Here is a 23,567-nt window from a genome sequence, read left to right as displayed (position 1 = left end):
TGGGTGACGGCACGAATGCCGTATGTGCCCATCGTGCGGTATGCCACTGACAATCCGTTCTGACCTGGGCTTTTGCCTCGATCGTAGGTTCGGGCGTATTTTTGCACTGACCAGTCAGTTCAATTACGGCCTACGCCGTCAGGGGGGCTTGTGGACGACGCACACGGAACGGCCGGCGCGGACGGCCCGGCCGGCGCCGGCGTCAGGGCCGAGGCGCTCGGGATCAAAGGGCCGCGGGGGTGGGCCTTCCGCGGCGTCGCCCTGGACGCGGAGCCCGGCTCGCTGATCGCGATCGAGGGACCGTCCGGCTCCGGCCGCACGTGTCTGCTGCTCGCACTCACGGGACGGATGAAGCCCACCGAAGGAGTAGCCACCGTCGCCGGGTTCGAACTCCCCCGCCGGATGGCGGCCCTGCGCCGGGTCAGCGCGGTGGCGAACGTGACCGGCGTGACCGACCTGGAGCCGGCCCTCACCGTCGGGGAGCACCTGCGCGAACGGGCCCTGTTGCAGCGCAGGTTCGGCGACTCCCTGCGCCGACTGCTGCACCCCCGCGCCCAGCGGGCCCACGAGGCGCGGCTGCGGGTCGACGCGGCCCTGGCCGCCGCCGGACTCGACCTGGAGACGCTCCCCAAGGGCTCGCGCACGGCCGTACGCGACCTCGAACGGCCGCAGGAGCTGCGCCTGTCGCTCGCGCTGGCCCTGCTCGGCCGGCCCCGGCTGCTCGGGGTGGACGACGTCGACATGAAGCTCTCGGACGCCGAACGCGCCGAGGTCTGGGACCTGTTGCGGTCGCTCACGCGCGCGGGCACGACGGTCGTGGCCGTGTGCCGCACCGCTCCCGAGGACTGCGTCAACGTCCCGACCGGGCCGACGGACTCCGGACCGACGGACTCCGAACCGACGGACTCCGGACCGACGGACTCCGAACCGACGGACTCCAAGCCAAGGAACTCCGAGCCGGCGGACTCCAAGTCAAGGAACTCCGCACCGAAGGAATCCGCACCGAAGGAATCCGAGCCGAAGAAGGAGGACGCCGGTGATGCGCTCACCGAGGCTGGCCGCGCTTGAGCTGAGGCGCTTCGGGCGCGGGAAGCTTCCTCGGGCCGCCCTCGTCGCGCTGCTCGTGCTGCCGCTGCTCTACGGCGCCCTGTACCTGTGGTCGTTCTGGGACCCGTACGGCCGTCTGGACCGCATCCCGGTGGCCCTGGTGAACGACGACAAGGGCACCACGGCGGGCGGCAGGAAGATCACCGCCGGTGACGACATCGTCGACGGGCTGCGCGACAGCCGGACGTTCGAATGGCACGAGGTGAGCGACGAGGAGGCCCGCGCGGGCGTCGAGGACGGCACCTACTACCTGTCGCTCACCATGCCGGCCGACTTCAGCAGCCGGATCGCGTCCAGTTCCGGCGACTCCCCGGAGACCGGCGCCCTCCAGGTGCGCACCAACGACGCGAACAACTACATCGTCGGCCAGATCTCCCGCACGGTCTTCAACGAGGTGCGCTCGGCCGCGTCCACCAAGGCCTCCCGGAGCTTCCTGGACAAGATCTTCGTGTCCTTCTCCGACATCCACGACAAGACCGTCACGGCCGCGCAGGGCGCCGACAAGCTGAGCAGCGGGATCGGAAAGGCGGAGAGGGGCTCCAAGGACCTCGCGGACGGGCTGAAGGACGCCAAGGGCGGCAGCGGCAAGCTGGCCAAGGGCCTGAAGAAGCTCGACACCGGCTCAGGCGACCTCCAGGAGGGCTCGCGGCAGGTCGCCGACGGCACCCAGGCGCTCGCCGACAAGGTCGACGGCGTCTACGCCCAGGCGGGCCCGTTCCTGAAGGACAACGAGAAGACCATCGGGGACACCGCCCGGCTGGTCTCCGACTCGGCCAAGGCGGTCAAGGACAACCTGGACGTGCTGGTGAAGCTCGCGCCGGGCGCCGCGAAGACCGCGCACGCCTCCTCCGCCGTCCTGGACGAGATCTACCGGGCGCGCTGCGAGAACGCGACGCTCCCCGACCCGGCCTGCCCCGAGCTGAAGCGGGCCAGGACGGCCGCCGCCGAGGTGGCCACCGTCGCCGACGACCTCAACACGCTGATCGCCGACCAGGACGGCGACCTGAAGACGATGCGGGACAACCTGAGCGCGCTCCAGAAGCAGGCCGACGCCCTCGCCGAGCGCGCACCGCACCTGTCCGAGGACGTCGAGGACGCCGTCAAGAAGATCGACAAGCTGAACACCGGCGCGCACCAGGTCGCTGCCGGTGCCGAGAAGCTGCACACCGGACTGGGCACCGCCCACACCGGCGCGGTCGCCCTGGACAAGGGCATCGGCACGGCGAAGTCGGGCGCCGAGACCCTCAACGGCGGCCTGTACAAGCTGTCCGACGGCTCCGGCAAGCTCGCCGGCGGACTGCACTCGGGCGCGAAGAAGATCCCGGACTACGACAAGCAGGACCGCGACCGGCGCACCGGCGTGATGGCCGACCCGGTCCAGCTCGCCTCGCACGACCTGCACAAGGCGCCGAACTACGGCACCGGTTTCGCCCCCTACTTCATCCCGCTGTCGCTGTGGGTCGGCGCGATGGTGGCCTACATGCTGATCCCGCCGCTCAACCGGCGGGCCCTGGCGGCCGGTGCCTCCGCCTGGCGGATCGCGTTCGCCGGCTGGCTCCCGGTGGTCGCCGTGGGCGTGCTCCAGGTGGCCGCCCTGATGGCCGTGCTGCACTGGGCGGTCGGCCTCCAGATGCTGCGGGCGGCCGGCACGATCGGCTTCCTGTTCCTGGTCACGGCCTGCTTCGCGGCGATCGTGCAGTGGCTGAACGCCCACTTCGGCGCCGCCGGCCGGATCCTCGTGCTCGCGCTGCTGATGCTCCAGCTGACCTCGGCGGGCGGCACCTACCCCGTCCAGACCAGCCCGGGCTTCTTCAACGCGATCCACCCGTTCCTGCCGATGAGCTACATCGTGGAGGCGCTGCGCCGGCTGATCACGGGCGGCGGGCTCGGCCCGGTGTGGCTGGCGTGCGGTGTGCTCACCGCGTTCACCGCCGGCGCCCTCGCGCTGACCGCCCTCGCGGCCCGCCGCCGCCAGGTGTGGACGCCGGCGCGGCTGCACCCGGAGCTGAGCCTGTGATCCGGGGCGAGCGCCCGCACGCGCGCGTACCTGTGAGAATCGGGGCCATGGAAAGCAGCAGCGCCAAGGCCGGCGGCAGCACGCGCCGCGAGGCCACCCGGCAGAAGCTCTACGAGGCGGCCGTCACGCTCATCGCCGAGCAGGGCTTCTCCGCCACCACGGTGGACGAGATCGCCGAGCGGGCCGGGGTCGCGAAGGGCACGGTCTACTACAACTTCGCGAGCAAGTCCGTCCTCTTCGAAGAGCTGCTCAGGCACGGCGTCGGCCTGCTCACCGCCTCCCTGAAGGAAGCGGCCGAGCAGGCGGCACGCGAGGGCCGCTGCAAGGTGGACGCGCTGGACGCGATGATCCGCGCGGGCCTGGTCTTCATCGACCGCTACCCGGCCTTCACCCAGCTGTACGTCGCCGAGCTGTGGCGCACCAACCGGGCCTGGCAGTCCACCCTGATGGTGGTGCGGCAGGAGGCGGTCGCGGTGGTGGAGGGGGTGCTGCGCGAAGGCGTGGCGGTCGGCGAGTTCAGCGACGAGATCGACGTCCAGTTGACGGCGGCGGCACTGGTCGGCATGGTCCTGGTGGCCGCGCTGGACTGGAAGTCGTTCCAGCCGGAGCGCTCCCTGGACGACGTGCACGCGGCCCTGTCCCGGCTGCTCCAGGGACGGGTCAGCGGCAGGGTCTGAGCGCCGCACCCGGCCCGGGGGGCGGCTGCGGCCCGGGAGGCGTACGCGGAAGGCGCCGGTCCGCTGTGGACCGGCGCCTTCCCCTTCCCCGTGCCGCCACCGGGATTCCCCCGTTCTCCCCCGTTCCTCCCGGTGGCGCCCCCGGACCCCCGTGGTGGTCTTCCCCCACGGCCCCCGTGTCTCGCTTCCGCCGACGGATCGGCGGAAGGAGCGGCCAGGGGGCGGGCGCCGTTCCGCCGCCCCGTGCCGGCGGTGCCGGGCCGCGCCCCTCTGCCGTGCCTCCACTCTCCCGTTCGCACGTCTCCCGGCCCATCCGCGCGCGTACTCATCTGGCCGTCTGAGTACGCGTACTCAGCCGTCCGCGCGCGTGCCCATGCCCGTGGTCCGGCGCCTGGCTACGATCGCGTCCGTGTCCGTACTCCCTCTGGTCTTCACGAGCGGCTGGGCCAGCGGCATCAACGCCTACGCGGTGGTGCTGCTGCTCGGCCTCTTCGGCGCGGCGGGGATCGCCGATGACGTCCCGCAGACGTTGCAGCGCCCCGAGGTGCTGATCGTCGCGGGTGTGCTGTTCCTGTGCGAGGCCGTCGCCGACAAGATCCCCTACGTCGACTCGCTGTGGGACTCCGTGCACACGGTGGTCCGGCCGCTCGCCGGTGCCTGGGTCGGGGCGCTGCTCGCCGGGCAGAGCGGCTCGCTCTCCGACGTGGCGGCCGGCCTGATCGGCGGTTCGACGGCGCTGGCCAGCCACGCCGTGAAGGCCGGGACGCGGATGGCGGTCAACACCTCGCCCGAGCCGTTCAGCAACATCGCGCTGAGTCTCGCCGAGGATCTCGGGGTCGGGGGCATCGTCACGTTCGCGGTGTTCCACCCGGAGGCGGCGGCGGTCATCGCGGCCGTCCTGCTGGCCGGCGGGCTGCTCACCCTGCTGTTCCTCGTCTCGCGCATCCGCCGTTTCCTGCGTCGCCGGGCCCAGCGCCGGGAGGAGCGGCGCCTCGCCTCACGGGCCCCCTGACCTGCGCCGGCGCCGCCCGGCGGCCGGGTTGTCGGTGGCGGTCGATACAGTCACGGGCATGGCACGGATTGCGGTGATCGGCGCCGGGATGGGCGCGATGGCGGCTGCCGCCCGGCTGGCCGTCGCGGGCCACCGGGTGACGGTGTACGAACGGACGGAGACGTACGGCGGCTCGGTGCGCCGGTTCGAGCGGGACGGGTTCCGCTTCGACACGGGCCCGGGACTGCTGACGCTGCCCGCCGTGTACCGCGACCTGTTCATCAAGACCGGCAAGGAGCCGCTGGAGGACCGCGTCGAGCTGGTCCAGGTCGACCCGTCCGCGCGGCACGTCTTCGCGGACGGCACGCAGGTGTCCCTGCCCAACGCCTCCCGCGCGGGCGTCGTCGCGGCTCTGGACGAGGCGCTGGGCGCGGGGGCGGGCGAGCGCTGGGGCGACTTCCTGGTGCGGGCCCGCGAGGCCTGGGACCGCACCCGCCGGCCGCTGCTGGAGGAGCCGCTGTGGCCCAACTGGCAGGTGCTGGCCGGCAAGGAGCCGTACCCGGGCACCACGTACAAGCGGCTGCTGGGCAGGCGCCGCGTGGTCACGCTGTCCGAGATCGGCAAGCGGGAACTGCGCGACCCCCGGCTGGCTCAGTTGCTGGACGGCTACGCGCTCGCGTACGGCGTCGACCCGGGCGCCGCCCCGGCGAGCGCGGCCGTGCTGCCCTACATGGAGCACGCCTTCGGCACCTGGTACGTGCGCGGCGGCATCCGGGAGCTGGCGGACGCGGTGTACGAGCGGTGCCGACAACGGCGGGTCGAGTTCGTGTTCGGCGCCGAGGTCACCCGGATCCTGGAGAAGGACGGCGGCGCGGCCGGGGTGGAGCTGGCCGGGGGCGCCTCCCCGGCGTCCGGCTCCGGGGGAGCCACGGTGGCCGAGGCGGACTTCGTGGTCGGCCAGGGCCCGTGGAGACTGCGCGACCTGACGGGCCGGCAGGTGTACGGGGCCGGGGCCGTCGAACCGGAGCCGGAGGACCGGTACCCCGGCCGGATGGTCGTGTGCCTGGCGCTGCGCGGGGCACGGGAGCCCGGCGCGGTGCACCGCACGGTGGTGCACGCGGCCGACGACGAGGGCGACCTGGATCTGTTCCGGCACGGCGTGCTGCCCGACCTGCCGACGACCGTCGTCGACCGGCCGGACGACCCGGCCCTGCGCCCCGACGGGGAGCACGAGAGCGTGGTGCTGACGGCGACGGTGCCGTCGGCGACGGAGTACGACTGGGCGGCGCCCGGTGCCGCCGACGCCTTCGCGGACCGGATGGTCGCCGCCGCCGAGCGGGCCGTGCCGGGGCTGCGCGAGCGGGTGCTGTGGCGCGAGGTCCGCACACCGCTGGACACCGAGCGGGAGACGGGAGCCGTGGGCGGTGCCGTGCCGCCGCCCGCGCTGGCCGCACCGGAGGGGGTGCTGCACCCGGCCAACTCCACGGCGGTACCGGGCCTGTTCGCCGTCGGCGGCTGGTCCCATCCGGGCGGCGGCCTGCCGCACGCCGGCATGTCGGGCGCGCTGGTGGCCGGCCTGATCGTGGAGGGCCCGGAGTTCCGCGGCTCGCAGTGAACGGGCGCCGGGTGAACGGGCTCCCGCCGGGCGGCCCCCAGGGCTGCCTGTGAGCGGGTGAGCCCGGGGAGCCGGACCGTCAGAAGCGGTACTGCTCGTCGTACCCGGCCCCGGACTGCGGCTGCGGTCCGCCCTGCTGGTGGGGATACGGCTGCTCCTGCGGGAGTTCACCGCCGTAGGTCTCGTCGGTGCGCTGCTGCGGCACCCACACCCCGCCGGCCGGGGTCTCGCCGTAGCCGCCGGTGGCGTACGGGTCCTGCGCGTAGCCCTGCTGCTGCCCGTACTGCTGGGCGTACCCCTGGTCGTAGGAGCCGTAGGGCTGGCTGCCGATGTACGGGTCGGAGTAGTTGGCGTAACCCTGCTGGGCGGCGCCGTCGTAGTCGTAACCCTGCTGGCCGTAGCCCGAATAGTCGTAGGCGTGGTTCTGCTGGGCGGTGTGCGCGTGCGCGGGATCGCCGTAGACGCCGTAGTTGCCGGTGTCGTCGGGGAGGGGCTGCGGCTCGTAGACGGCGGTGGTCTCGGCGGCGGTGGTCTCGGCCGTCCGGGCGTTGGCCGGGGTGAAGACGTCGTCGCGGTCGTAGTCGTCGTAGTCGCCGTGCGCCTGGCCGTGGCCGCCGTGGTCGGTGGCGTGCTCGGGGTCGCGCTCGTCGGCGGCCGGGGCGAACTCCGGGTCGGCGCCCTGCGGGTCCGGCGCGTGCCGGTCCGCCCGGCCGCGGCGCCGCTTGCTGCCGGCCGCCGCCTCGGGGCCGGGCCGCTTGACCGCCCAGCCGGAGGAGAAGCCGCGGCGGAACGACAGCGTGACGTAGGTCTGGCCGACCGCGAAGGCGATCGCGCCCAGTCCGATCACGATGACGGACGGGATCAGCACGCCCACCACGACGCCGAGGAAGCCGCCGAAGGCGAGGAGGCGCCAGCGCAGCCGCGCCTTGTACTGCAACAGCACCTCGCCCAGCAACCACAGCGCGACGCCGCCGAACGCGATGTAGAGGACCGTCCAGCCCATGTACGCCCCTCTCCCAGTGACCGCTACGCAGTGTGTCGTATCGCGGTGCGGCCGGTCTAGGCCTGCGGGGGGTGGTGCAGGCCCAGGTTCTCGTAGATTTCCAGGGTCGCCGTGGAGTTGTTGAGCGTGATGAAGTGCAGTCCGGGCACTCCCTCGGCCAGCAGCCGCGCGCAGAACTCCGTGGCGAACTCGATACCGATGGAGCGTACCGCCGCCGGATCGTCCTTCGCTGTGAGGATCCGCTCTTTCAGGGCGTCCGGGACATGGGCGTTGCTGAGCTTCGGCAACCGTTCCAGCATCTTCACACTGGTGACCGGCAGGACTTCCGGGATGACCGGGGTCTCGCAGCCCGCGACCGCCACGCGGTCGCGCAGGCGCAGGTACGACTCCGGCTGGAAGAACATCTGCGTGATGGCGTAGTCGGCCCCCGCACGGCACTTGTCCACGAAGTGGGCGACGTCGGTGTCCCAGTCCGCGGAGCGCGGGTGCATCTCCGGGAACGCGGCGACGCCCACGCAGAAGTCGCCCGACTCCTTGATGAGCCGGACGAGTTCGGCCGCGTAGGTCAGGCCGCGGGGGTGCGGCACCCACTCGCCCATCGGGTCGCCGGGCGGGTCGCCGCGCACGGCGAGCATGTTGCGGATGCCGGCGTCCGCGTACTGGCCGATGATGTTGCGCAGTTCGGCGATGGAGTGGTCGACCGCGGTGAGGTGGGCGACCGGGGTCAGTGTGGTGTCCGCGACGATCTGCTGGGTCTCCTTGACCGTGCCCGCGCGGGTGGAACCGCCGGCGCCGTAGGTCACGGAGACGAAGTCGGGGGCGACCGCCTCGACCCGCCGGAGCGCGCTCCACAGGTTCCGCTCGCCCTTCGGGGTCTTCGGCGCCGAGAACTCGAACGAGTACGTCGTCTTGCCTGTGGCGAGGATGTCACTCACGGTACGTGCGCGATCAGTCCTGGTGGATGCGGTTCCTAGGGCCATACGGGCAGGTTAGCCAGGGGTGGGCGGTCCCCCAACCGGATACCGGGAAATTGCCTGAATTGCCGCTCTCCTGTCCAGCAGATGGACAGAACCGCTCTAGCGGGCGTCCCGCAGCCGCTTCGCGAACTCCGTCGCCGCCGCGCCCGGGTCGTCCGCCTCGGTGATCGCGCGGACCACGACCACCCGGCGGGCGCCGGCGTCCAGCACCTGGTCCAGGTTGCCGAGGTCGATGCCGCCGATGGCGAACCAGGGGCGGTCGGTGCCGAGGCCCGCCGCGTAGCGGACCAGGTCCAGGCCGGGGGCGTGGCGGCCGGGCTTGGTGGGGGTGGGCCAGCAGGGGCCGGTGCAGAAGTAGTCCACGCCCTCCTGGACGGCGGCAGCGGCGGCCTCCGCCTCGGCGTGCGTGGAGCGGCCGATCAGCACCCGGTCGCCGAGGATCGCCCGGGCCGCGGGGACCGGGAGGTCGCCCTGTCCGAGGTGGAGCACGTCGGCGCGGGCGGCGTGGGCGACGTCGGCCCGGTCGTTGACCGCGAGCAGCTTGCCGTGCCGGGCGCACGCGTCGGCGAAGACCTCCAGGTGCTCCAGTTCCTCGGCTGCCTCCATGCCCTTGTCCCGCAGCTGCACGATGTCGACGCCGCCGGCCAGGACCGCGTCCAGGAACTCGGGCAGGTCGCCCTGGCGCTCGCGGGCGTCCGTGCAGAGGTACAGGCGGGCGTCGGCGAGCGCGGCGCGGGCGGTGTCGGACATGCGTGGGTCCCCCCGTGGTCGGTGTCCCTGGCGGTGGTGCGCGGTGGCGTACGGGCGTCCGGCCCGCACGCCACCTGCCTGCTGCGGATCGGCTCAGACGGCGAGCGCCTGGGCGCGGCGCTTCACCTCCGTGCCGCGATTCTCGCTCAGGGCCTGCGCGGGAGTGCCGGGCAGGGTCGGGTCGGGGGTGAAGAGCCACTCGATCATCTCTTCGACCGTGAAGCCGTCGTCCCGCAGGAGCGTCAGGGTCCCGGACAGGCCCTTGACGACCTTGTCCCCGTCGATGAAGGCGGCGGGGACGTGCAGCGCCCTGTTCTCACCCCGGCGTACGGCGATGAGCTGGCCCTCCTTGACCAGCTGCCGGACACGCGTCACCTCGACACCGAGCATGTCGGCGATGTCGGGCAGGGTGAGCCAGGCGGGGACGAGAGCATCGATCTTTGCGTCAATCTCGGTCACGTTCCTAGCCTGCCATCCCCCACTGACAGTCGGAAGTCAGGCAGGTCCAGGCGGGAGGGTGGGCTAGTCGGCCGTGGCGTTCTTCAGTGGCCGCGCCGGGTCGGTCAGGGCCTCGGGGTCCATCCGCCGGCCCGCCTCGATCAGGCGGCGGCCCTGGGCCAGGTCGCGGGGGCGGCCGACGGCCAGGAGGGCCACCAGGCGGTCTTCGCGGAGCCAGCAGACCGTCCAGGACGGGCCTGCCGGGTCGCCGCGCCAGACCAGGCGGTCGGCGCCGGCGTGGTGGCCGGCGTACTGGACGAACCGGCCGAACTGCTCGGACCAGAAGTACGGCACCGGGTCGTAGACCGCCGGGGTCTCGCCGAGGATGTTCGCGGCGACCGTGCGCGGACCTTGCAGGGCGTTGTCCCAGTGGTGGACGAGGAGCCGTTCGCCGTAGCGCGCCGACGGGAAGGAGGCGCAGTCGCCGACGGCGTACACATCGGGCACGGAGGTGCACAGGCGGTCGTCGGTGAGGACCTCGCCGTGCGCGCCCAGCTCGACGCCGGAGCCGGCCAGCCAGCCGGTGGCGGGACGGGCGCCGATGCCGACGACGACGGCGCCCGCGGGCAGCCGGGTGCCGTCGGCGAGCACCACCGCGCCGGGCTCGACGCGCTCCACGCGCGCGTGGGTGCGCAGTTCCACGCCCGCCTCGGCGTACCAGGCGGCCATGGGCGCGGCGACCTCGGCGGGCAGGGCGCCGGCGAGCGGATGGCCGGCGGCCTCCACGACGGTCACCGCGCAGCCGGCCTCGCGGGCGGCGGTGGCGAACTCGGCGCCGATCCAGCCGGCGCCCACGACCACGATGTCGTGCTGGCGGGCGAGCACGGGGCGCAGCCGTTCGGCGTCGTCCAGGGTGCGCAGCAGGTGCACGCCGGGCACGCCCTCGGTGCCGGGCAGCCGGACCGGTTCGGCGCCGGTGGCGAGGACCAGGACGTCGTACGGCACCGGGCCCGTCCCGGTGTCCAGCTCGTGCTCGGCGGGGCGCACGCCGTACACCTCGCAGCCGAGCCGCAGCCCGACCCCGAGGGACTCGAAGTCCACCTCGAAGGCGGAGTCCTCGGCCTTGCCGAGCAGCACCGCCTTCGACAGCGGCGGCCGGTCGTACGGCTGGTGCGGCTCGGCGCCGATGATGGTCACGCCGCCCCGGAAACCCTGCTCGCGCAGGGCGACCGCGGTCTGCACCCCGGCCATGCCCGCGCCGACGACGACCACGCGCCGCGCCGCCGTGCCCTCTTGCGCTGTCTGCTCGCTCACCCGATCACCATAGACAATTGACGATCCGTCAGTCAGGCGGCGGGCTCGGTGACCTGCTCCACCACGCTCGTGCCGGAGCCGGCCTGGGACTCCCACTCCCAGGTCTCGTCCAGGCGCACCCGCCCGTCCGGCAGCTCGGCGACCGTGGACACGCAGTGCCCCGAGGAGGTCGTCCCGTCGGTCTTGAGCTGCACGTACCGGAAGTCCAGCCGGTCGCCCTCGCGGGTGCCGACCAGATGGCCGCGCACGACGTCACCGCCCGCGTACTCGGCCCAGATCGCGCCGTCCTCCTCGTGGTACGCGAACCGTGTGCGGGTACCCACCTGACCTGGGGCTTGGTCCGCCACAGGGGCGAGGATCAGTCCATCGAGCGACCGGGCCATGGAACGGGGCTCCCTTACGGGTGAGGAGGGCGGCGGGCTAGGGTTGCCACCGTACAAGCACTCGCGGGAGCCCGGACGCACCGGGCTGAGAGGGAGGCTGGCGGCCTCCGACCGTACGAACCTGATCCGGGTCATGCCGGCGAAGGGAGGGGCTGGACGCCCATGTCGTCACGTACGTCCGACGTCCTCGTCATCGGGGGCGGGATCATCGGCCTGGTCACGGCCTGGCGCGCGGCGCAGCGCGGGCTCGCCACGGCCGTCGTGGACCCCGAGCCCGGCGGCGGGGCCGCGCAGGTCGCGGCCGGGATGCTGGCCGCGGTCACCGAACTGCACTACGGCGAGGAGACCCTGCTCGCCCTGAACCTGGAATCGGCCCGCCGCTACCCCGCCTTCGCGGCCGAGCTGAGCGAACTGACCGGCCATGACCTCGGCTACCGCCGCTGCGGCACCCTCGCCGTCGCCCTGGACGCCGACGACCGAGCCCACCTGCGCGAACTGCACGCGCTCCAGCAGCGCTCGGGCCTCGCCCCGGAGTGGCTGTCGGGGCGGGAGTGCCGGCGCCTGGAGCCGATGCTGGCACCGGGGGTGCGCGGCGGGCTGCGGGTGGACGGCGACCACCAGATCGACCCGCGCCGGCTGGCGGCGGCGCTGGTGGCCGCGTGCGAGCGGGCCGGTGTGGTGTTCCACCGGGCGTGGGCGGAGCGGCTGGACGTGGTGCGGGACCGGGCCGCCGGGGTCACCACGGCGGACGGCACGGCTCTGCGCGCGGACCGGGTGGTGCTCGCGGCCGGCAGCCTGAGCGGGCGGCTCGCGGGCGTGCCGGACGAGCTGCTGCCTCCGGTGCGGCCGGTGAAGGGGCAGGTGCTGCGGCTGACCGTGCCGCGCCGGTACGCGCCGTTCCTGAGCCGGACCGTACGGGCCGTGGTGCGGGGCGGCCAGGTCTACCTGGTGCCCCGGGAGAACGGCGAACTGGTCGTCGGCGCCACCAGCGAGGAGCTCGGCTGGGACACGACGGTCACCGCCGGGGGCGTGTACGAGCTGCTGCGCGACGCGCACGAGCTGGTGCCCGGCATCACCGAGCTGCCGCTGACCGAGACCCGGGCCGGGCTGCGCCCCGGCTCCCCGGACAACGCGCCGCTGCTCGGCCCGTCCGGGCTGGCCGGGCTGCTGCTGGCCACCGGGCACTACCGCAACGGCGTGCTGCTCACGCCGGTCACCGGGGACGTGCTGGCGCACGCCCTGGTCACCGGGGAGCTTCCGCAGGAGGCCCGTCCGTTCACGCCGCGGCGCTTCGGCACCGCGCGCGGGCAGGGCGCCGCGGTCAGGGAGACGACGGAGGAGTTGGAGCAGCCCGCATGAACAGCCCGGTCATGATTTCCGTCAACGGGGAGCGCCGGGAGATCGCCCCGGGCACCGCCCTCGACACCCTCGTCCGGACCCTCACCGCCGCCCCGCGCGGGGTGGCCGCCGCCGTCAACGAGACCGTCGTCCCGCGCGCGCAGTGGGCGACGACCGCGCTCGCCGACGGCGACCGGGTCGAAGTCCTCACCGCCGTGCAAGGAGGCTGAGCCATGGCCGACGATCCCCTGGTCCTGGGTGACCTGACCTTCTCCTCCCGGCTGATCATGGGCACGGGCGGGGCGCCCAGCCTGGACGTGCTGGAGCGGGCGCTGGTCGCCTCCGGTACGGAACTGACCACGGTCGCGATGCGCCGGGTGGACCCCTCCGTGCACGGCTCGGTGCTGTCGGTGCTGGAGAAGCTCGGCATCCGGGTGCTGCCGAACACGGCCGGCTGTTTCACCGCGGGCGAGGCCGTGCTGACCGCCCGGCTGGCCCGGGAGGCGCTGGGCACGGACCTGGTGAAGCTGGAGGTCATCGCCGACGAGCGGACGCTGCTGCCGGATCCGGTGGAGCTGCTGGAGGCGGCGGAGACGCTGGTGGACGACGGGTTCACGGTGCTGCCGTACACGAACGACGATCCGGTGCTCGCGCGGAAGCTGGAGGACGTGGGGTGCGCCGCGGTCATGCCGCTGGGGTCGCCGATCGGGTCCGGGCTGGGGATCCGCAACCCCCACAACTTCCAGCTCATCGTCGAGCACGCGCGGGTGCCGGTGATCCTGGACGCGGGGGCCGGTACGGCGTCGGACGCGGCGTTGGCGATGGAGCTGGGGTGCGCCGGGGTGATGCTCGCCTCGGCGGTGACCCGGGCCCAGGAGCCGGAACTGATGGCCGGCGCCATGAAGCTCGCGGTGGAGGGCGGCCGGCTGGCCCGGCTGGCCGGACGGATCCCCCGCAGGTACCTCGCCGAGGCGTCGTCCCCGGCGGAGGGCCTGGCCGTGCTGGATCCCGAGCGTCCCGCGTTCTAGCCCGTTTCGTCCCCGTCGCCGGCGGCCCCCGGTTCGCGCGTGTGTCGCGTCACAGGTCGGCTTCAGTCCCGCTCCGATGCCGGTGGGCGGGGCGGTCGTGTCGGTCCCCCCTCGTAGACTCGCCTCTCGTGGATACGACCCTTCAGGACCCCCTCGTCGGGCAGGTGCTCGACGGCCGGTACCGCGTCGACGCGCGGATCGCGGCCGGTGGCATGGCCACGGTCTACCGGGCCCTGGACACCCGCCTGGACCGCGTGCTCGCGCTGAAGGTGATGCACCCGACGCTCGCGGCCGACGGCACGTTCGTCGAGCGGTTCATCCGGGAGGCCAAGTCGGTCGCCCGGCTCGACCACCCCAACGTGGTGCAGGTCTTCGACCAGGGGACCGACGGGTCGTACGTCTACCTGGCGATGGAGTACATAGCCGGCTGCACCCTGCGGGACGTGCTGCGCGAGCGGGGCGCGGTGCAGCCGCGGGCCGCGCTGGACGTCCTGGAGCCGGTGCTCGCCGCGCTCGGTGCCGCGCACCGGGCCGGGTTCGTGCACCGGGACATGAAGCCCGAGAACGTGCTGATAGGCGACGACGGCCGGGTCAAGGTCGCCGACTTCGGGCTGGTGCGCTCCGTGGACACGGTGACCAGCACGACCGGTGCCGTGCTCGGGACCGTCTCCTACCTCGCGCCGGAGCAGATCGAGCAGGGCACCACCGACCCGCGCGTCGACGTGTACGCGTGCGGTGTGGTGCTGTACGAGATGCTGACGGGCGCCAAGCCGCACTCCGGGGACTCCCCGGCCCAGGTGCTCTACAAGCACCTCCACGAGGACGTGCCGCCGCCCTCGGCGCTCGTGCCCGGCCTGCCGTACCACCTGGACGAGCTGGTCGCGTCGGCCACCGCGCGCACCCCGGACATCCGGCCGCACGACGCCGTGGCCCTGCTCGCCCAGGTGCGCGAGGCCCGCCTGTCGCTGACCGACGAGCAGCTCGACGCGCTGCCGCCGCAGGCGCTGACCGCGGAGCACGACAACGCCGAGGACCGCACGAGCGTGATCCCGCGCGCGCTGACCTCCCCCACGCTCGGCTTCGCCCGCGTGGGGGGATCCCCGTCCCGGCCGCTGCCGGTGGACGAGGACGCGGACGCCTCCGTGGACGGCGTCGACCGCACCGCCCGGTTCCAGAGCCCGCCCGTGCCGCCCCGCCGGCGCCCGGCGCGGCCCCCGCGCGCGGTCCTGGCGGTGATCGCGGCCGTGCTGGTGGTGTTCGGCGTGGGCGCCGGGGTCTGGTACATCAACTCCGGCCAGTTCACCAAGGTGCCGCCGCTGCTGGCCAAGACGGAGGCGCAGGCCAGGGAGCGGCTGAAGGCGGCCGGGCTGGACGTCGGGCAGGTCAAGCGCGCGTACAGCGACACGGTCGAGCGCGGCACGGTGATCGGCAGCGACCCGGCGCCCGGCGCGCGGATCCGGGACCACGACTCGGTGACGCTGACCGTGTCGCTGGGACCGCAGACGGTGAACGTGCCGGACGTGGCGGGCCAGTCGCTCGCGAAGGCGCGGGCGCGGCTGAAGGCGGACGACCTGGAGCCGGGCATGGTCACCCGCGCGTTCAGCGACGACGTCCCGAGGGGCTCGGTGATCGGTACGACGCCCGAGGCGGGCACCGAGCGGCACGCGGGCTCGGCGATCGCGCTGACCGTCAGCAAGGGCAGCCCGATCGACGTGCCGGACGTCACCGGCGAGGACCTGGAGAGCGCGAAGCAGGAGCTCACGGACGCCGGGCTGAAGGTGAGGGTGGCCGGGCAGCGGGTCCACTCCGAGTACGACGAGGGCGAGGTCGCCGCGCAGAGCCCGGGCCTCGGCCGCCAGGCGGCCGAGGGCGACACGGTGACGCTGACGCTGTCCGACGGCCCGGAGATGGTCGAGGTCCCGGACGTGGTCGGCGACAGCGTGGACGACGCGCACCAGGCCCTGCAGGACGCCGGGTTCGAGGTGAAGGAGGACCGCGGGCTGCTGGGGCTGTTCGGGGACACCGTGAAGAAGCAGTCGGTGGACGGCGGCGACGAGGCGCCCAAGGGGTCGACGATCACGATCACCATCCGGTGACCGGTCTCACCGGGGAGCGCGGTCCGGGCGTGGGGGCGGACATGACACCCTGAACGGGTGAGTCCCGTTCAGTCCCCCCTCCCCCGCAACCCCGTCGGCGGCCATGTGCCCGTGGCCGGTGGTCTGCACTCCGTCGGGCTGTCGTACGCCCGTGACCTGAAGGCCGAGACCGTGCAGGTCTTCGTCGCCAATCCGCGCGGCTGGGCCACGCCCGCCGGGAACCCGCGGCAGGACGAGGCGTTCCGCGCGGCCTGCGCCGAGGAGTCGGTCCCGGCGTACGTGCACGCGCCGTACCTGATCAACTTCGGCTCGCACACCGAGGCGACCGTGGAGCGGTCGGTGGAGTCGCTGCGGCACTCGCTGCGGCGCGGGCGGGAGATCGGCGCGCTGGGTGTCGTGGTGCACACCGGGAGCGCCACCGGCGGGCGGACGCGGGAGGTCGCGCTGAAGCAGGTGCGCGCGCGTCTGCTGCCGCTGCTGGACGAGCTGACCCACGACGACGACCCGTTCCTGCTGCTGGAGTCGACCGCCGGGCAGGGCGCCTCGCTGTGCTCGCGGACCTGGGACTTCGGGCCGTACTTCGAGGCGCTGGACGCGCATCCGAAACTCGGCGTGTGCCTGGACACCTGCCACATCTTCGCCGCCGGGCACGATCTGACCGGGCCGGACGGCATGCACCGGACCCTGGACCTGCTGGTGGACACCGTCGGCCCGGGCCGGCTGAAGCTGATCCACGCCAACGACTCCAAGGATGTGGTGGGCGCCCACAAGGACCGGCACGAGAACATCGGCGCCGGCCACATCGGGGAGGACCCGTTCCGGGCGCTCATGACCCACCCCGCGACCGAGGGCGTGCCGCTGGTCATCGAGACGCCCGGCGGCAAGGAGGGGCACGCGGCGGACGTGGAGCGGCTGAAGAAACTCCGCGGGGACTGACCGTTGGGGAATACCCCCATGGGGTATATGGTTCCTAGCCAGGCGCAGGAGCCGTCACCTGACATGGGGGTAGTCATGCAGCACGAGGCGCACGCGGCACACGCACACGCACACCACCACGGGCACGCGGACGCGGACCAGGGACACCACCACGCACCCGCCGCCACCTGGGCCATGGCCGTCCAGGCCACCCTGCACTGCCTCACCGGCTGCGCCATCGGCGAGGTGCTCGGCATGGTCGTCGGCACGGCCTTCGGCTGGGGCAACCTGCCGACCATGGTGCTGGCGATCGTCCTGGCCTTCGTGTTCGGCTACTCACTCACCCTGCGCGGGGTGCTGCGGGCCGGCGTCGACTTCCGTACGGCCTTCCGGGTGGCGCTGGCGGCGGACACCCTGTCCATCGTCGTGATGGAGCTGATGGACAACGGGGTGATCCTGGTCTGGCCGTCGGCGATGGACGCCACGCTGGGCGACGCGCTGTTCTGGATCTCGCTCGCGGTCTCGTTCGTGATCGCCTTCATGGTGACCACCCCGGTCAACAAGTGGATGATCGGCCGGGGCAAGGGGCACGCGGTGGTGCACCGGTACCACCACTGAGCGGGCCGGGGATCAGAGCTCGGGGCCGTCCCCGGGCTCCTCCTGGTAGGAGTAGCGCTGCTCCTTCCAGGGATCGCCGATGTTGTGGTAGCCGCGCTCCTCCCAGAAGCCGCGGCGGTCGGCGGTCATGTACTCCACGCCCCGGACCCACTTGGGCCCCTTCCAGGCGTACAGGTGGGGCACGATCAGCCGGACCGGGAAGCCGTGCTCGGCGGTGAGCAGCTCGCCGTCCTTGTGGGTGGCGAAGATCGCGCGGTCGGAGACGAAGTCCGCGAGGCGCAGGTTCGAGCTGAAGCCGTACTCCGCCCAGACCATCACATGGGTGACGTCCGGCGCCGGCGGGGCCAGGTCCACGATCACGCGGGCCGGGATGCCGCCCCACTCCGCGCCGACCATGCTGAACTTCGTCACGCAGTGCAGGTCGGCCACCACCGTGGTGTACGGCAGGGCCGTGAACTCCTCGTGGTCCCAGGTGCGCTTGTCGCCGTCGGCGGTGGCGCCGAAGACCCGGAACTCCCAGCGCTCGGGCCGGAACTTGGGGACCGGTCCGTAGTGCGTGACCGGCCAGCCGCGCTGGAGCCGCTGACCCGGCGGAAGCTCGGACCCTGCCGCTGCCCCAGACTCTCGCTCCACCGGATGACCCATGTATCCATCCTGACAGACCTGGGGCAGTGCCCCTGACCACCCACTCCCGAACCCGACGAATACCATCATCACTGGGCGTACTTACTAAGTGCGTACTTACTGGACGATCTTCCTCACCGGTGCAATCATGCGGCGCTATCGGCCGGGTCCACCTGGAAGGAGTCCACAGCGATGCAAGGCGACCCCGAGGTCATCGAACTGCTCAACGAACAGCTGACCGCCGAGCTGACCGCGATCAACCAGTACTTCCTGCATGCCAAGCTCCAGGACCACAAGGGGTGGACGAAGCTCGCCCGGTACACGCGGGCGGAGTCGTTCGACGAGATGCGGCACGCCGAGGTCCTCACCGACCGCATCCTGCTCCTCGACGGCCTGCCCAACTACCAGCGGCTCTTCCACGTGCGGGTCGGGCAGACGGTGACCGAGATGTTCCAGGCCGACCGGCAGATCGAGGTCGAGGCCATCGACCGGCTGCGCCGGGGCGTCCAGGTGATGCGCGAGAAGGACGACATCACGTCGGCGAACGTCTTCGAGGCGATCCTGGCCGACGAGGAGCACCACATCGACTACCTGGACACCCAGCTTGAGCTGGTGGACAAGCTGGGCGAGGCTCTCTACCTGTCGACCGTGATCGAGCAGAGCCAGCCCGACTCCTCCCACTGAGCCCGCGGGGGCACGGACGCTACGCGGCGTCGTCCAGCGGTACGAGGGCCGGGGCGCGCTGGTCGATCAGTTCCCGGCGGGGGCAGGCGCCACGGCCGAGCAGCGCCTGGATGCGCCGGACGCAGCCGCCGCAGTCGGTGCCCGCCTTGCAGGCGGAGGCTATCTGGCGCGGGGTGCAGGCGCCGTTCTCCGCGTGCTGCTTGACCTGGGCCTCGGTGACACCGAAGCAGCTGCACACGTACACGCGGATCCACCTCCCGACGGGGTCACTGTTCCTGCCACCCCATTTCCGGTGAGGCAAACCTAACCTAACCCATCCCCGGCAGCCGCAAAAGTGGCGGGGGCGCGGATCGGATGTGATCCGCGCCCCAGGACTCCCCGTCACAGGACCGCGCGTGACAGGACGGTCGCTACCGGTCCCCGGTCACTGGTCCCGGTACATCTCGGCCACCAGGAACGCCAGGTCCAGCGACTGGCTGCGGTTCAGCCGCGGGTCGCAGGCCGTCTCGTAGCGCTGGTGCAGGTCGTCCACGAAGATCTCGTCGCCGCCGCCCACGCACTCGGTGACGTCGTCGCCGGTCAGCTCCACGTGGATGCCGCCCGGGTGGGTGCCGAGCGCCTTGTGGACCTCGAAGAAGCCCTTGACCTCGTCGAGCACGTCGTCGAAGCGGCGGGTCTTGTGCCCGGAGGCCGCCTCGAAGGTGTTGCCGTGCATCGGGTCGGTCACCCAGGCCACCGTCGCACCGGACGCCGTGACCTTCTCGACCAGCTCGGGGAGCTTGTCGCGGATCTGGCCGGCGCCCATGCGGACGATGAAGGTCAGCCGGCCCGGCTCCCGCTCGGGGTCGAGGCGGTCGATGTACCGCAGCGCCTCCTCGGCCGTGGTGGTCGGGCCGAGCTTGATGCCGATCGGGTTGCGGATCTGCGAGGCGAACTCGATGTGCGCGTGGTCCAGCTGGCGGGTGCGCTCGCCGATCCACACCATGTGGCCCGAGACGTCGTACAGCTTGCCCGTGCGGGAGTCGACCCGGGTCAGGGCGGACTCGTAGTCCAGCAGCAGCGCCTCGTGCGAGGAGTAGAACTCGACGGTCTTGAACTCCTCCGGGTCGGTGCCGCAGGCCCGCATGAAGTTCAGCGCGTTGTCGATCTCGCGCGCGAGCTGCTCGTAGCGCTGGCCCGACGGCGAGGTCCGCACGAAGTCCTGGTTCCAGGCGTGCACCTGGCGCAGGTCGGCGTAGCCGCCGGTGGTGAAGGCGCGCACCAGGTTCAGCGTCGAGGCCGACGCGTGGTACATGCGCTTCAGCCGCTCCGGGTCCGGGATGCGGCTGGCCTCGGTGAAGTCGAAGCCGTTGACGGAGTCGCCCCGGTACACCGGGAGCGTCACGCCGTCGCGGGTCTCGGTCGGCTTGGAGCGGGGCTTGGAGTACTGGCCCGCGATCCGGCCGACCTTGACCACGGGCACGGAGGCCGCGTAGGTGAGGACGGCACCCATCTGGAGCAGCGTCTTGAGCTTGTTGCGGATGTGGTCCGCGGACACCGCGTCGAAGGCCTCGGCGCAGTCGCCGCCCTGGAGGAGGAACGCCTCTCCCTTGGCGACAGCCGCCATCCGGGCGCGCAGCTGATCGCACTCGCCCGCGAAGACGAGCGGCGGATACGACTCAAGGTCCGCGATCACTGCGCGCAGAGCCTCGGGGTCGGGGTACTCGGGCTGCTGCGCCGCGGGCAGGTCTCGCCAGGTGTTGCCAGCGCTCGGGCTGGTCTTAGCGTTCACGGTCACGAGCTCAACAGTACGGGGTGATGCCGAGGGCTCCTGCCGATGCTCAGCTGATGAGACACCGCGTACACAGTGCGGACATGCGATAGGGTGCGTCGCATGTTCGCGCTTTCGATCCAGAACTGGTGGTGGACCGCTCATCCGGCGGCCCACTGACTGCGCGTACGCAAGACTTCGCGAAGGCCGCCCGAGGGGCGGCCTTCGGTGTGTCCGGGGCCGTTCCTCTCCGTCAGACGACTCAGAAGGAGCCCGACCCGTGGACCTCATGGACCTGCTGTCCGATCCCCGCCCCTTCGCCCTGCTCCGCCGCCGCACCCCGGGCCGCGACGAGCACCTGGTGGAGGTGCTGCTCGGCCCGGTGACCAGCCGGGACCGGCTCGCCGACCTGCCCGACGAGGGCCTCGCCCTGATCCCGTTCCGGCAGATCCGCGAGCGCGGCTTCGACGTCCGCGACGACGGCACCCCGCTGCTGGTGCTGACCCCGCAGGAGACGCACACGCTGTCCCTGGCCGAGGCCCTCGACCGGCTCCCCGCGCACGACGTGCGGGTCGAGGGCGGCGGCTTCGACGTGAGCGACGAGGAGTACGCGGAGACCGTCGGTCGGGTGCTGCGCGAGGAGATCGGGCGGGGCGAGGGCGCGAACTTCGTGATCCGGCGCACCTACGAGGGCGGGATCCCCGGCTTCGGCCGCGCCGACGCGCTCGCGCTGTTCCGGCGGCTGCTGGAGGGCGAGCGGGGCGCGTACTGGACGTTCGTGGTGCACACCGGGGACCGGACGCTGGTGGGGGCGAGTCCGGAGGTGCACGTCCGGATGAGCGGCGGGACCGTCGTGATGAACCCGATCAGCGGGACGTACCGCTATCCCCCCGAGGGTCCGACGCCCGAGCACCTGCTCGGCTTCCTCGCCGACGGCAAGGAGATCGAGGAGCTGTCGATGGTCGTCGACGAGGAGCTCAAGATGATGTGCACCGTCGGCGACAGGGGCGGGGTCGTCGTCGGCCCGCGGCTGAAGGAGATGGCGCACCTCGCGCACACCGAGTACGAACTGCGCGGGAAGTCCTCGCTGGACGTGCGGGAGGTGCTGCGGGAGACCATGTTCGCGGCGACGGTGACGGGGTCGCCGGTGCAGAACGCGTGCCGGGTGATCGAGCGGTACGAGCGCCCCGGGCGGGACGGCGTGGGGCGCGGGTACTACGCCGGGGCGCTCGCCCTGCTCGGGCGGGACTCCGGGGGCGCGCAGACCCTCGACTCCCCCATCCTGATCCGCACCGCCGACATCTCCGCCGACGGCCGGCTGCGCGTTCCGGTGGGGGCGACGCTGGTGCGCGGCTCCGACCCGGCGGGCGAGGTCGCGGAGACCCACGCGAAGGCGGCGGGCGTGCTGGCCGCCCTCGGGGTACGGCCGTCCCGGCCGCGGGCGGAGCGGGAGCGGCCCCGGCTGGCCGACGACCCGCGGGTGCGGGCCGCGCTGGACGGGCGCCGGGCCGCACTGGCGCCGTTCTGGCTGCGGATGCAGGACCGCGCGCCGGAGCCGGCCGGCCACGCGCTGGTGGTCGACGGCGAGGACACCTTCACGGCGATGCTGGCGCACGTGCTGCGCTCGGGCGGCCTGGAGGTGACGGTACGGCGGTACGACGAGCCGGGGCTGCGGGCGGCGGTGCTCGCGCACGAGGGGCCGGTGGTGCTGGGTCCCGGTCCGGGCGACCCGCGCGACGGGGCCGATGCGAAGATGCGGCTCCTGCGGGAGCTCGCCGCCACCGTGATCCGCGAGCACCGGCACGGGGTGCTGGGCGTCTGCCTGGGGCACGAGCTGATCGCGGCCGAACTGGGTCTGGACCTGGTCCGCAAGGAGGTCCCCTACCAGGGGGCGCAGACGGAGATCGACCTGTTCGGGCGGCCGGAGACGGTCGGCTTCTACAACAGCTTCGTCGCGCGCTGCGACGAGGAGGCGGCCCGCGAACTGGCGGCGCACGGCGTCGAGGTGAGCCGCGCGGCCAACGGCGAGGTGCACGCCCTGCGGGGCCCCGGCTTCGCGGGCGTGCAGTTCCACCCCGAGTCGGTGCTGACCCTGAACGGCGCGGCGGTCGTACGGGAGCTGATCGGTCAGCTGCGCCGCACGACCGTGTAGCGGCCGGGGCTGCCGTCAGCCGAAGAACACCCCGATCTCCCGGTACAGCCGCGGGTCCACCGTCTTCAGCCGGGCCGTCGCCTCGGCGAGCGGGACGCGGACGATGTCGGTGGCCCGCAGGGCGACCATCGTGCCGAAGTCGCCGTCGTGGACGCAGTCGATGGCGTGCAGACCGAAGCGGGTGGCGAGCCAGCGGTCGAAGGCGCTGGGGGTGCCGCCGCGCTGGACGTGCCCGAGGACCGTCGTACGGGCCTCCTTCCCGGTGCGCTTCTCGATCTCCTTGGCCAGCCACTCGCCCACCCCGGACAGCCGGACGTGCCCGAAGGAGTCCAGCGACCGGTCCTTGAGCACCATGTCGCCGTCCTTCGGCACGGCACCCTCGGCGACGACCACGATCGGCGCGTACGACGCCCGGAACCGGGAGGTCACCCAGTCGCAGACCTGCTCGATGTCGAAGCGCTGCTCGGGGATGAGGATGACGTTGGCGCCGCCGGCCAGGCCGGAGTGCAGGGCGATCCAGCCGGCGTGCCGGCCCATCACCTCGACCACGAGGACCCGCATGTGGGACTCGGCGGTGGTGTGCAGCCGGTCGATGGCCTCGGTGGCGATGTTGACGGCGGTGTCGAAGCCGAAGGTGTAGTCGGTGGCCGCCAGGTCGTTGTCTATCGTCTTCGGCACCCCGACGCAGGGCACCGCGTACTCGCCGGACAGCCGCGCGGCGACGCCCAGGGTGTCCTCGCCGCCGATCACGATGAGGGCCTGGACGTCCAGCTTGGCCAGGTTGTCCTTGATCCGGCGGATGCCGTCGCCGGCCTTGAGGGGGTTGGTCCGCGAGGAGCCGAGGATGGTGCCGCCGCGGGGCAGGATGCCGCGCACCGCGGGGATGTCGAGACGGACGGTGTCGCCTTCGAGGGGGCCCCGCCAGCCGTCCCGGAAGCCGACGAAGTCATAGCCGTACTCCTGCACGCCCTTGCGGACGATGCCCCGGATGACGGCGTTGAGCCCGGGGCAGTCGCCGCCCCCGGTCAGTACTCCGACCCGCATGGAAATGTCCCTTCGCAGCGGTTCCCTGACACCCGGTCACGCTAAT

24 protein-coding genes and 1 riboswitch are annotated in these 23,567 nt (G+C 72.7%); of the genes, 14 read left to right on the top strand and 10 right to left on the bottom strand.

What is annotated here, in order from left to right; genetic code table 11:
- Positions 1-150: 150 nt before the first annotated feature.
- From AQJ11_RS19470 to AQJ11_RS19450, 5 genes are all read left to right on the top strand, one after another.
- A complete protein-coding gene (locus AQJ11_RS19470) occupies positions 151-1,068 on the top strand; it encodes an ATP-binding cassette domain-containing protein (protein WP_059263873.1) in 918 nt (305 codons plus the stop codon).
- On the top strand, positions 1,040-3,124 hold the full coding sequence (locus AQJ11_RS19465) for a YhgE/Pip family protein (RefSeq protein WP_059263872.1): 2,085 nt from the start codon (positions 1,040-1,042) through the stop codon (positions 3,122-3,124). The genes AQJ11_RS19470 and AQJ11_RS19465 overlap by 29 nt, the downstream gene beginning before the upstream one ends.
- A gap of 47 nt (positions 3,125-3,171) precedes the next feature.
- The gene (locus AQJ11_RS19460) at positions 3,172-3,801 is read left to right on the top strand and encodes a TetR/AcrR family transcriptional regulator (protein WP_014672186.1); all 630 of its coding nucleotides are present in this window, start codon (positions 3,172-3,174) and stop codon (positions 3,799-3,801) included.
- Positions 3,802-4,210: 409 nt separating this feature from the next.
- Entirely contained in the window at positions 4,211-4,813 is a 603-nt protein-coding gene (locus AQJ11_RS19455; protein WP_014672187.1) for a DUF4126 domain-containing protein, read from the top strand.
- Between the two features lie 58 nt (positions 4,814-4,871).
- Positions 4,872-6,407, top strand: a complete 1,536-nt coding sequence (locus AQJ11_RS19450) for a phytoene desaturase family protein (RefSeq protein WP_208616567.1) — start codon at positions 4,872-4,874, stop codon at positions 6,405-6,407.
- A 79-nt stretch (positions 6,408-6,486) separates the two neighbouring features.
- Here the strand turns inward: AQJ11_RS19450 and AQJ11_RS19445 are convergent, their stop codons facing one another.
- The 6 genes from AQJ11_RS19445 to AQJ11_RS19420 form a co-directional block, all read right to left on the bottom strand.
- Positions 6,487-7,410 carry an SCO2102 family sporulation regulator gene (locus AQJ11_RS19445; protein WP_059263870.1) on the bottom strand — a complete coding sequence of 308 codons (924 nt, stop codon included), beginning with the start codon at positions 7,408-7,410 and terminating at the stop codon, positions 6,487-6,489.
- Positions 7,411-7,466: 56 nt separating this feature from the next.
- Positions 7,467-8,390: a methylenetetrahydrofolate reductase [NAD(P)H] gene (gene metF / locus AQJ11_RS19440; RefSeq protein ID WP_051009678.1), complete on the bottom strand. Its 924-nt coding sequence runs from the start codon at positions 8,388-8,390 to the stop codon at positions 7,467-7,469.
- A 96-nt stretch (positions 8,391-8,486) separates the two neighbouring features.
- Complete coding sequence (thiE, locus tag AQJ11_RS19435) at positions 8,487-9,137, bottom strand: thiamine phosphate synthase (RefSeq protein ID WP_014672191.1); 651 nt, start codon at positions 9,135-9,137, stop codon at positions 8,487-8,489.
- A gap of 93 nt (positions 9,138-9,230) precedes the next feature.
- Complete coding sequence (locus AQJ11_RS19430) at positions 9,231-9,596, bottom strand: Rv2175c family DNA-binding protein (RefSeq protein ID WP_058080226.1); 366 nt, start codon at positions 9,594-9,596, stop codon at positions 9,231-9,233.
- A gap of 63 nt (positions 9,597-9,659) precedes the next feature.
- Entirely contained in the window at positions 9,660-10,889 is a 1,230-nt protein-coding gene (locus AQJ11_RS19425; protein WP_208616566.1) for an NAD(P)/FAD-dependent oxidoreductase, read from the bottom strand.
- Between the two features lie 32 nt (positions 10,890-10,921).
- A complete protein-coding gene (locus tag AQJ11_RS19420) occupies positions 10,922-11,272 on the bottom strand; it encodes an avidin-fold protein (RefSeq protein ID WP_041665116.1) in 351 nt (116 codons plus the stop codon).
- A gap of 53 nt (positions 11,273-11,325) precedes the next feature.
- Positions 11,326-11,437, top strand: a riboswitch (TPP riboswitch).
- Here AQJ11_RS19420 and thiO point away from each other — a divergent pair.
- From thiO to AQJ11_RS19390, 6 genes are all read left to right on the top strand, one after another.
- On the top strand, positions 11,435-12,631 hold the full coding sequence (gene thiO / locus AQJ11_RS19415; RefSeq protein WP_059263868.1) for a glycine oxidase ThiO: 1,197 nt from the start codon (positions 11,435-11,437) through the stop codon (positions 12,629-12,631). (Overlaps the previous riboswitch by 3 nt.)
- Complete coding sequence (gene thiS, locus AQJ11_RS19410; RefSeq protein WP_014672196.1) at positions 12,628-12,840, top strand: sulfur carrier protein ThiS; 213 nt, start codon at positions 12,628-12,630, stop codon at positions 12,838-12,840. Before thiO ends, thiS begins: the two co-directional genes overlap by 4 nt.
- Positions 12,841-12,843: 3 nt before the next feature.
- Positions 12,844-13,638, top strand: a complete 795-nt coding sequence (locus tag AQJ11_RS19405; RefSeq protein WP_059263867.1) for a thiazole synthase — start codon at positions 12,844-12,846, stop codon at positions 13,636-13,638.
- 128 nt (positions 13,639-13,766) lie between these two features.
- Positions 13,767-15,734, top strand: a complete 1,968-nt coding sequence (gene pknB, locus AQJ11_RS19400; protein WP_059263866.1) for a Stk1 family PASTA domain-containing Ser/Thr kinase — start codon at positions 13,767-13,769, stop codon at positions 15,732-15,734.
- A gap of 57 nt (positions 15,735-15,791) precedes the next feature.
- Positions 15,792-16,670: a deoxyribonuclease IV gene (locus AQJ11_RS19395; protein WP_079082356.1), complete on the top strand. Its 879-nt coding sequence runs from the start codon at positions 15,792-15,794 to the stop codon at positions 16,668-16,670.
- A 75-nt stretch (positions 16,671-16,745) separates the two neighbouring features.
- Entirely contained in the window at positions 16,746-17,267 is a 522-nt protein-coding gene (locus AQJ11_RS19390) for a DUF4396 domain-containing protein (RefSeq protein WP_059263865.1), read from the top strand.
- 12 nt (positions 17,268-17,279) lie between these two features.
- Here AQJ11_RS19390 and AQJ11_RS19385 read toward each other — a convergent pair whose 3' ends face one another.
- On the bottom strand, positions 17,280-17,912 hold the full coding sequence (locus AQJ11_RS19385; protein WP_014672201.1) for a sulfite oxidase-like oxidoreductase: 633 nt from the start codon (positions 17,910-17,912) through the stop codon (positions 17,280-17,282).
- A gap of 171 nt (positions 17,913-18,083) precedes the next feature.
- Between AQJ11_RS19385 and bfr the strand changes: the two genes are divergently transcribed.
- Positions 18,084-18,575, top strand: coding sequence for a bacterioferritin (gene bfr, locus AQJ11_RS19380; RefSeq protein ID WP_059263864.1), 492 nt, complete (start codon positions 18,084-18,086; stop codon positions 18,573-18,575).
- Positions 18,576-18,594: 19 nt separating this feature from the next.
- Here bfr and AQJ11_RS19375 read toward each other — a convergent pair whose 3' ends face one another.
- Positions 18,595-18,819, bottom strand: a complete 225-nt coding sequence (locus AQJ11_RS19375; protein ID WP_014672203.1) for a (2Fe-2S)-binding protein — start codon at positions 18,817-18,819, stop codon at positions 18,595-18,597.
- 180 nt (positions 18,820-18,999) lie between these two features.
- Entirely contained in the window at positions 19,000-20,352 is a 1,353-nt protein-coding gene (locus AQJ11_RS19370; protein ID WP_015493229.1) for a class II 3-deoxy-7-phosphoheptulonate synthase, read from the bottom strand.
- Between the two features lie 96 nt (positions 20,353-20,448).
- Here AQJ11_RS19370 and AQJ11_RS52695 point away from each other — a divergent pair, with 96 nt between their 5' ends.
- Complete coding sequence (locus AQJ11_RS52695; protein ID WP_115913573.1) at positions 20,449-20,505, top strand: trp operon leader peptide; 57 nt, start codon at positions 20,449-20,451, stop codon at positions 20,503-20,505.
- Between the two features lie 100 nt (positions 20,506-20,605).
- On the top strand, positions 20,606-22,477 hold the full coding sequence (locus tag AQJ11_RS19365; RefSeq protein WP_059263863.1) for an anthranilate synthase family protein: 1,872 nt from the start codon (positions 20,606-20,608) through the stop codon (positions 22,475-22,477).
- Between the two features lie 15 nt (positions 22,478-22,492).
- Here AQJ11_RS19365 and AQJ11_RS19360 read toward each other — a convergent pair whose 3' ends face one another.
- Positions 22,493-23,521, bottom strand: a complete 1,029-nt coding sequence (locus AQJ11_RS19360; protein WP_058080236.1) for a 6-phosphofructokinase — start codon at positions 23,519-23,521, stop codon at positions 22,493-22,495.
- Between the last annotated feature and the right edge of the window lie 46 nt (positions 23,522-23,567).

The organism is Streptomyces corchorusii, from assembly GCF_001514055.1.
In the GTDB taxonomy this organism is placed as follows: Bacteria; Actinomycetota; Actinomycetes; order Streptomycetales; family Streptomycetaceae; genus Streptomyces; species Streptomyces olivaceoviridis.
The sequence above is the reverse complement of the archived record's forward strand: the minus strand, read 5'-3'. Positions and strand labels throughout refer to the sequence as shown.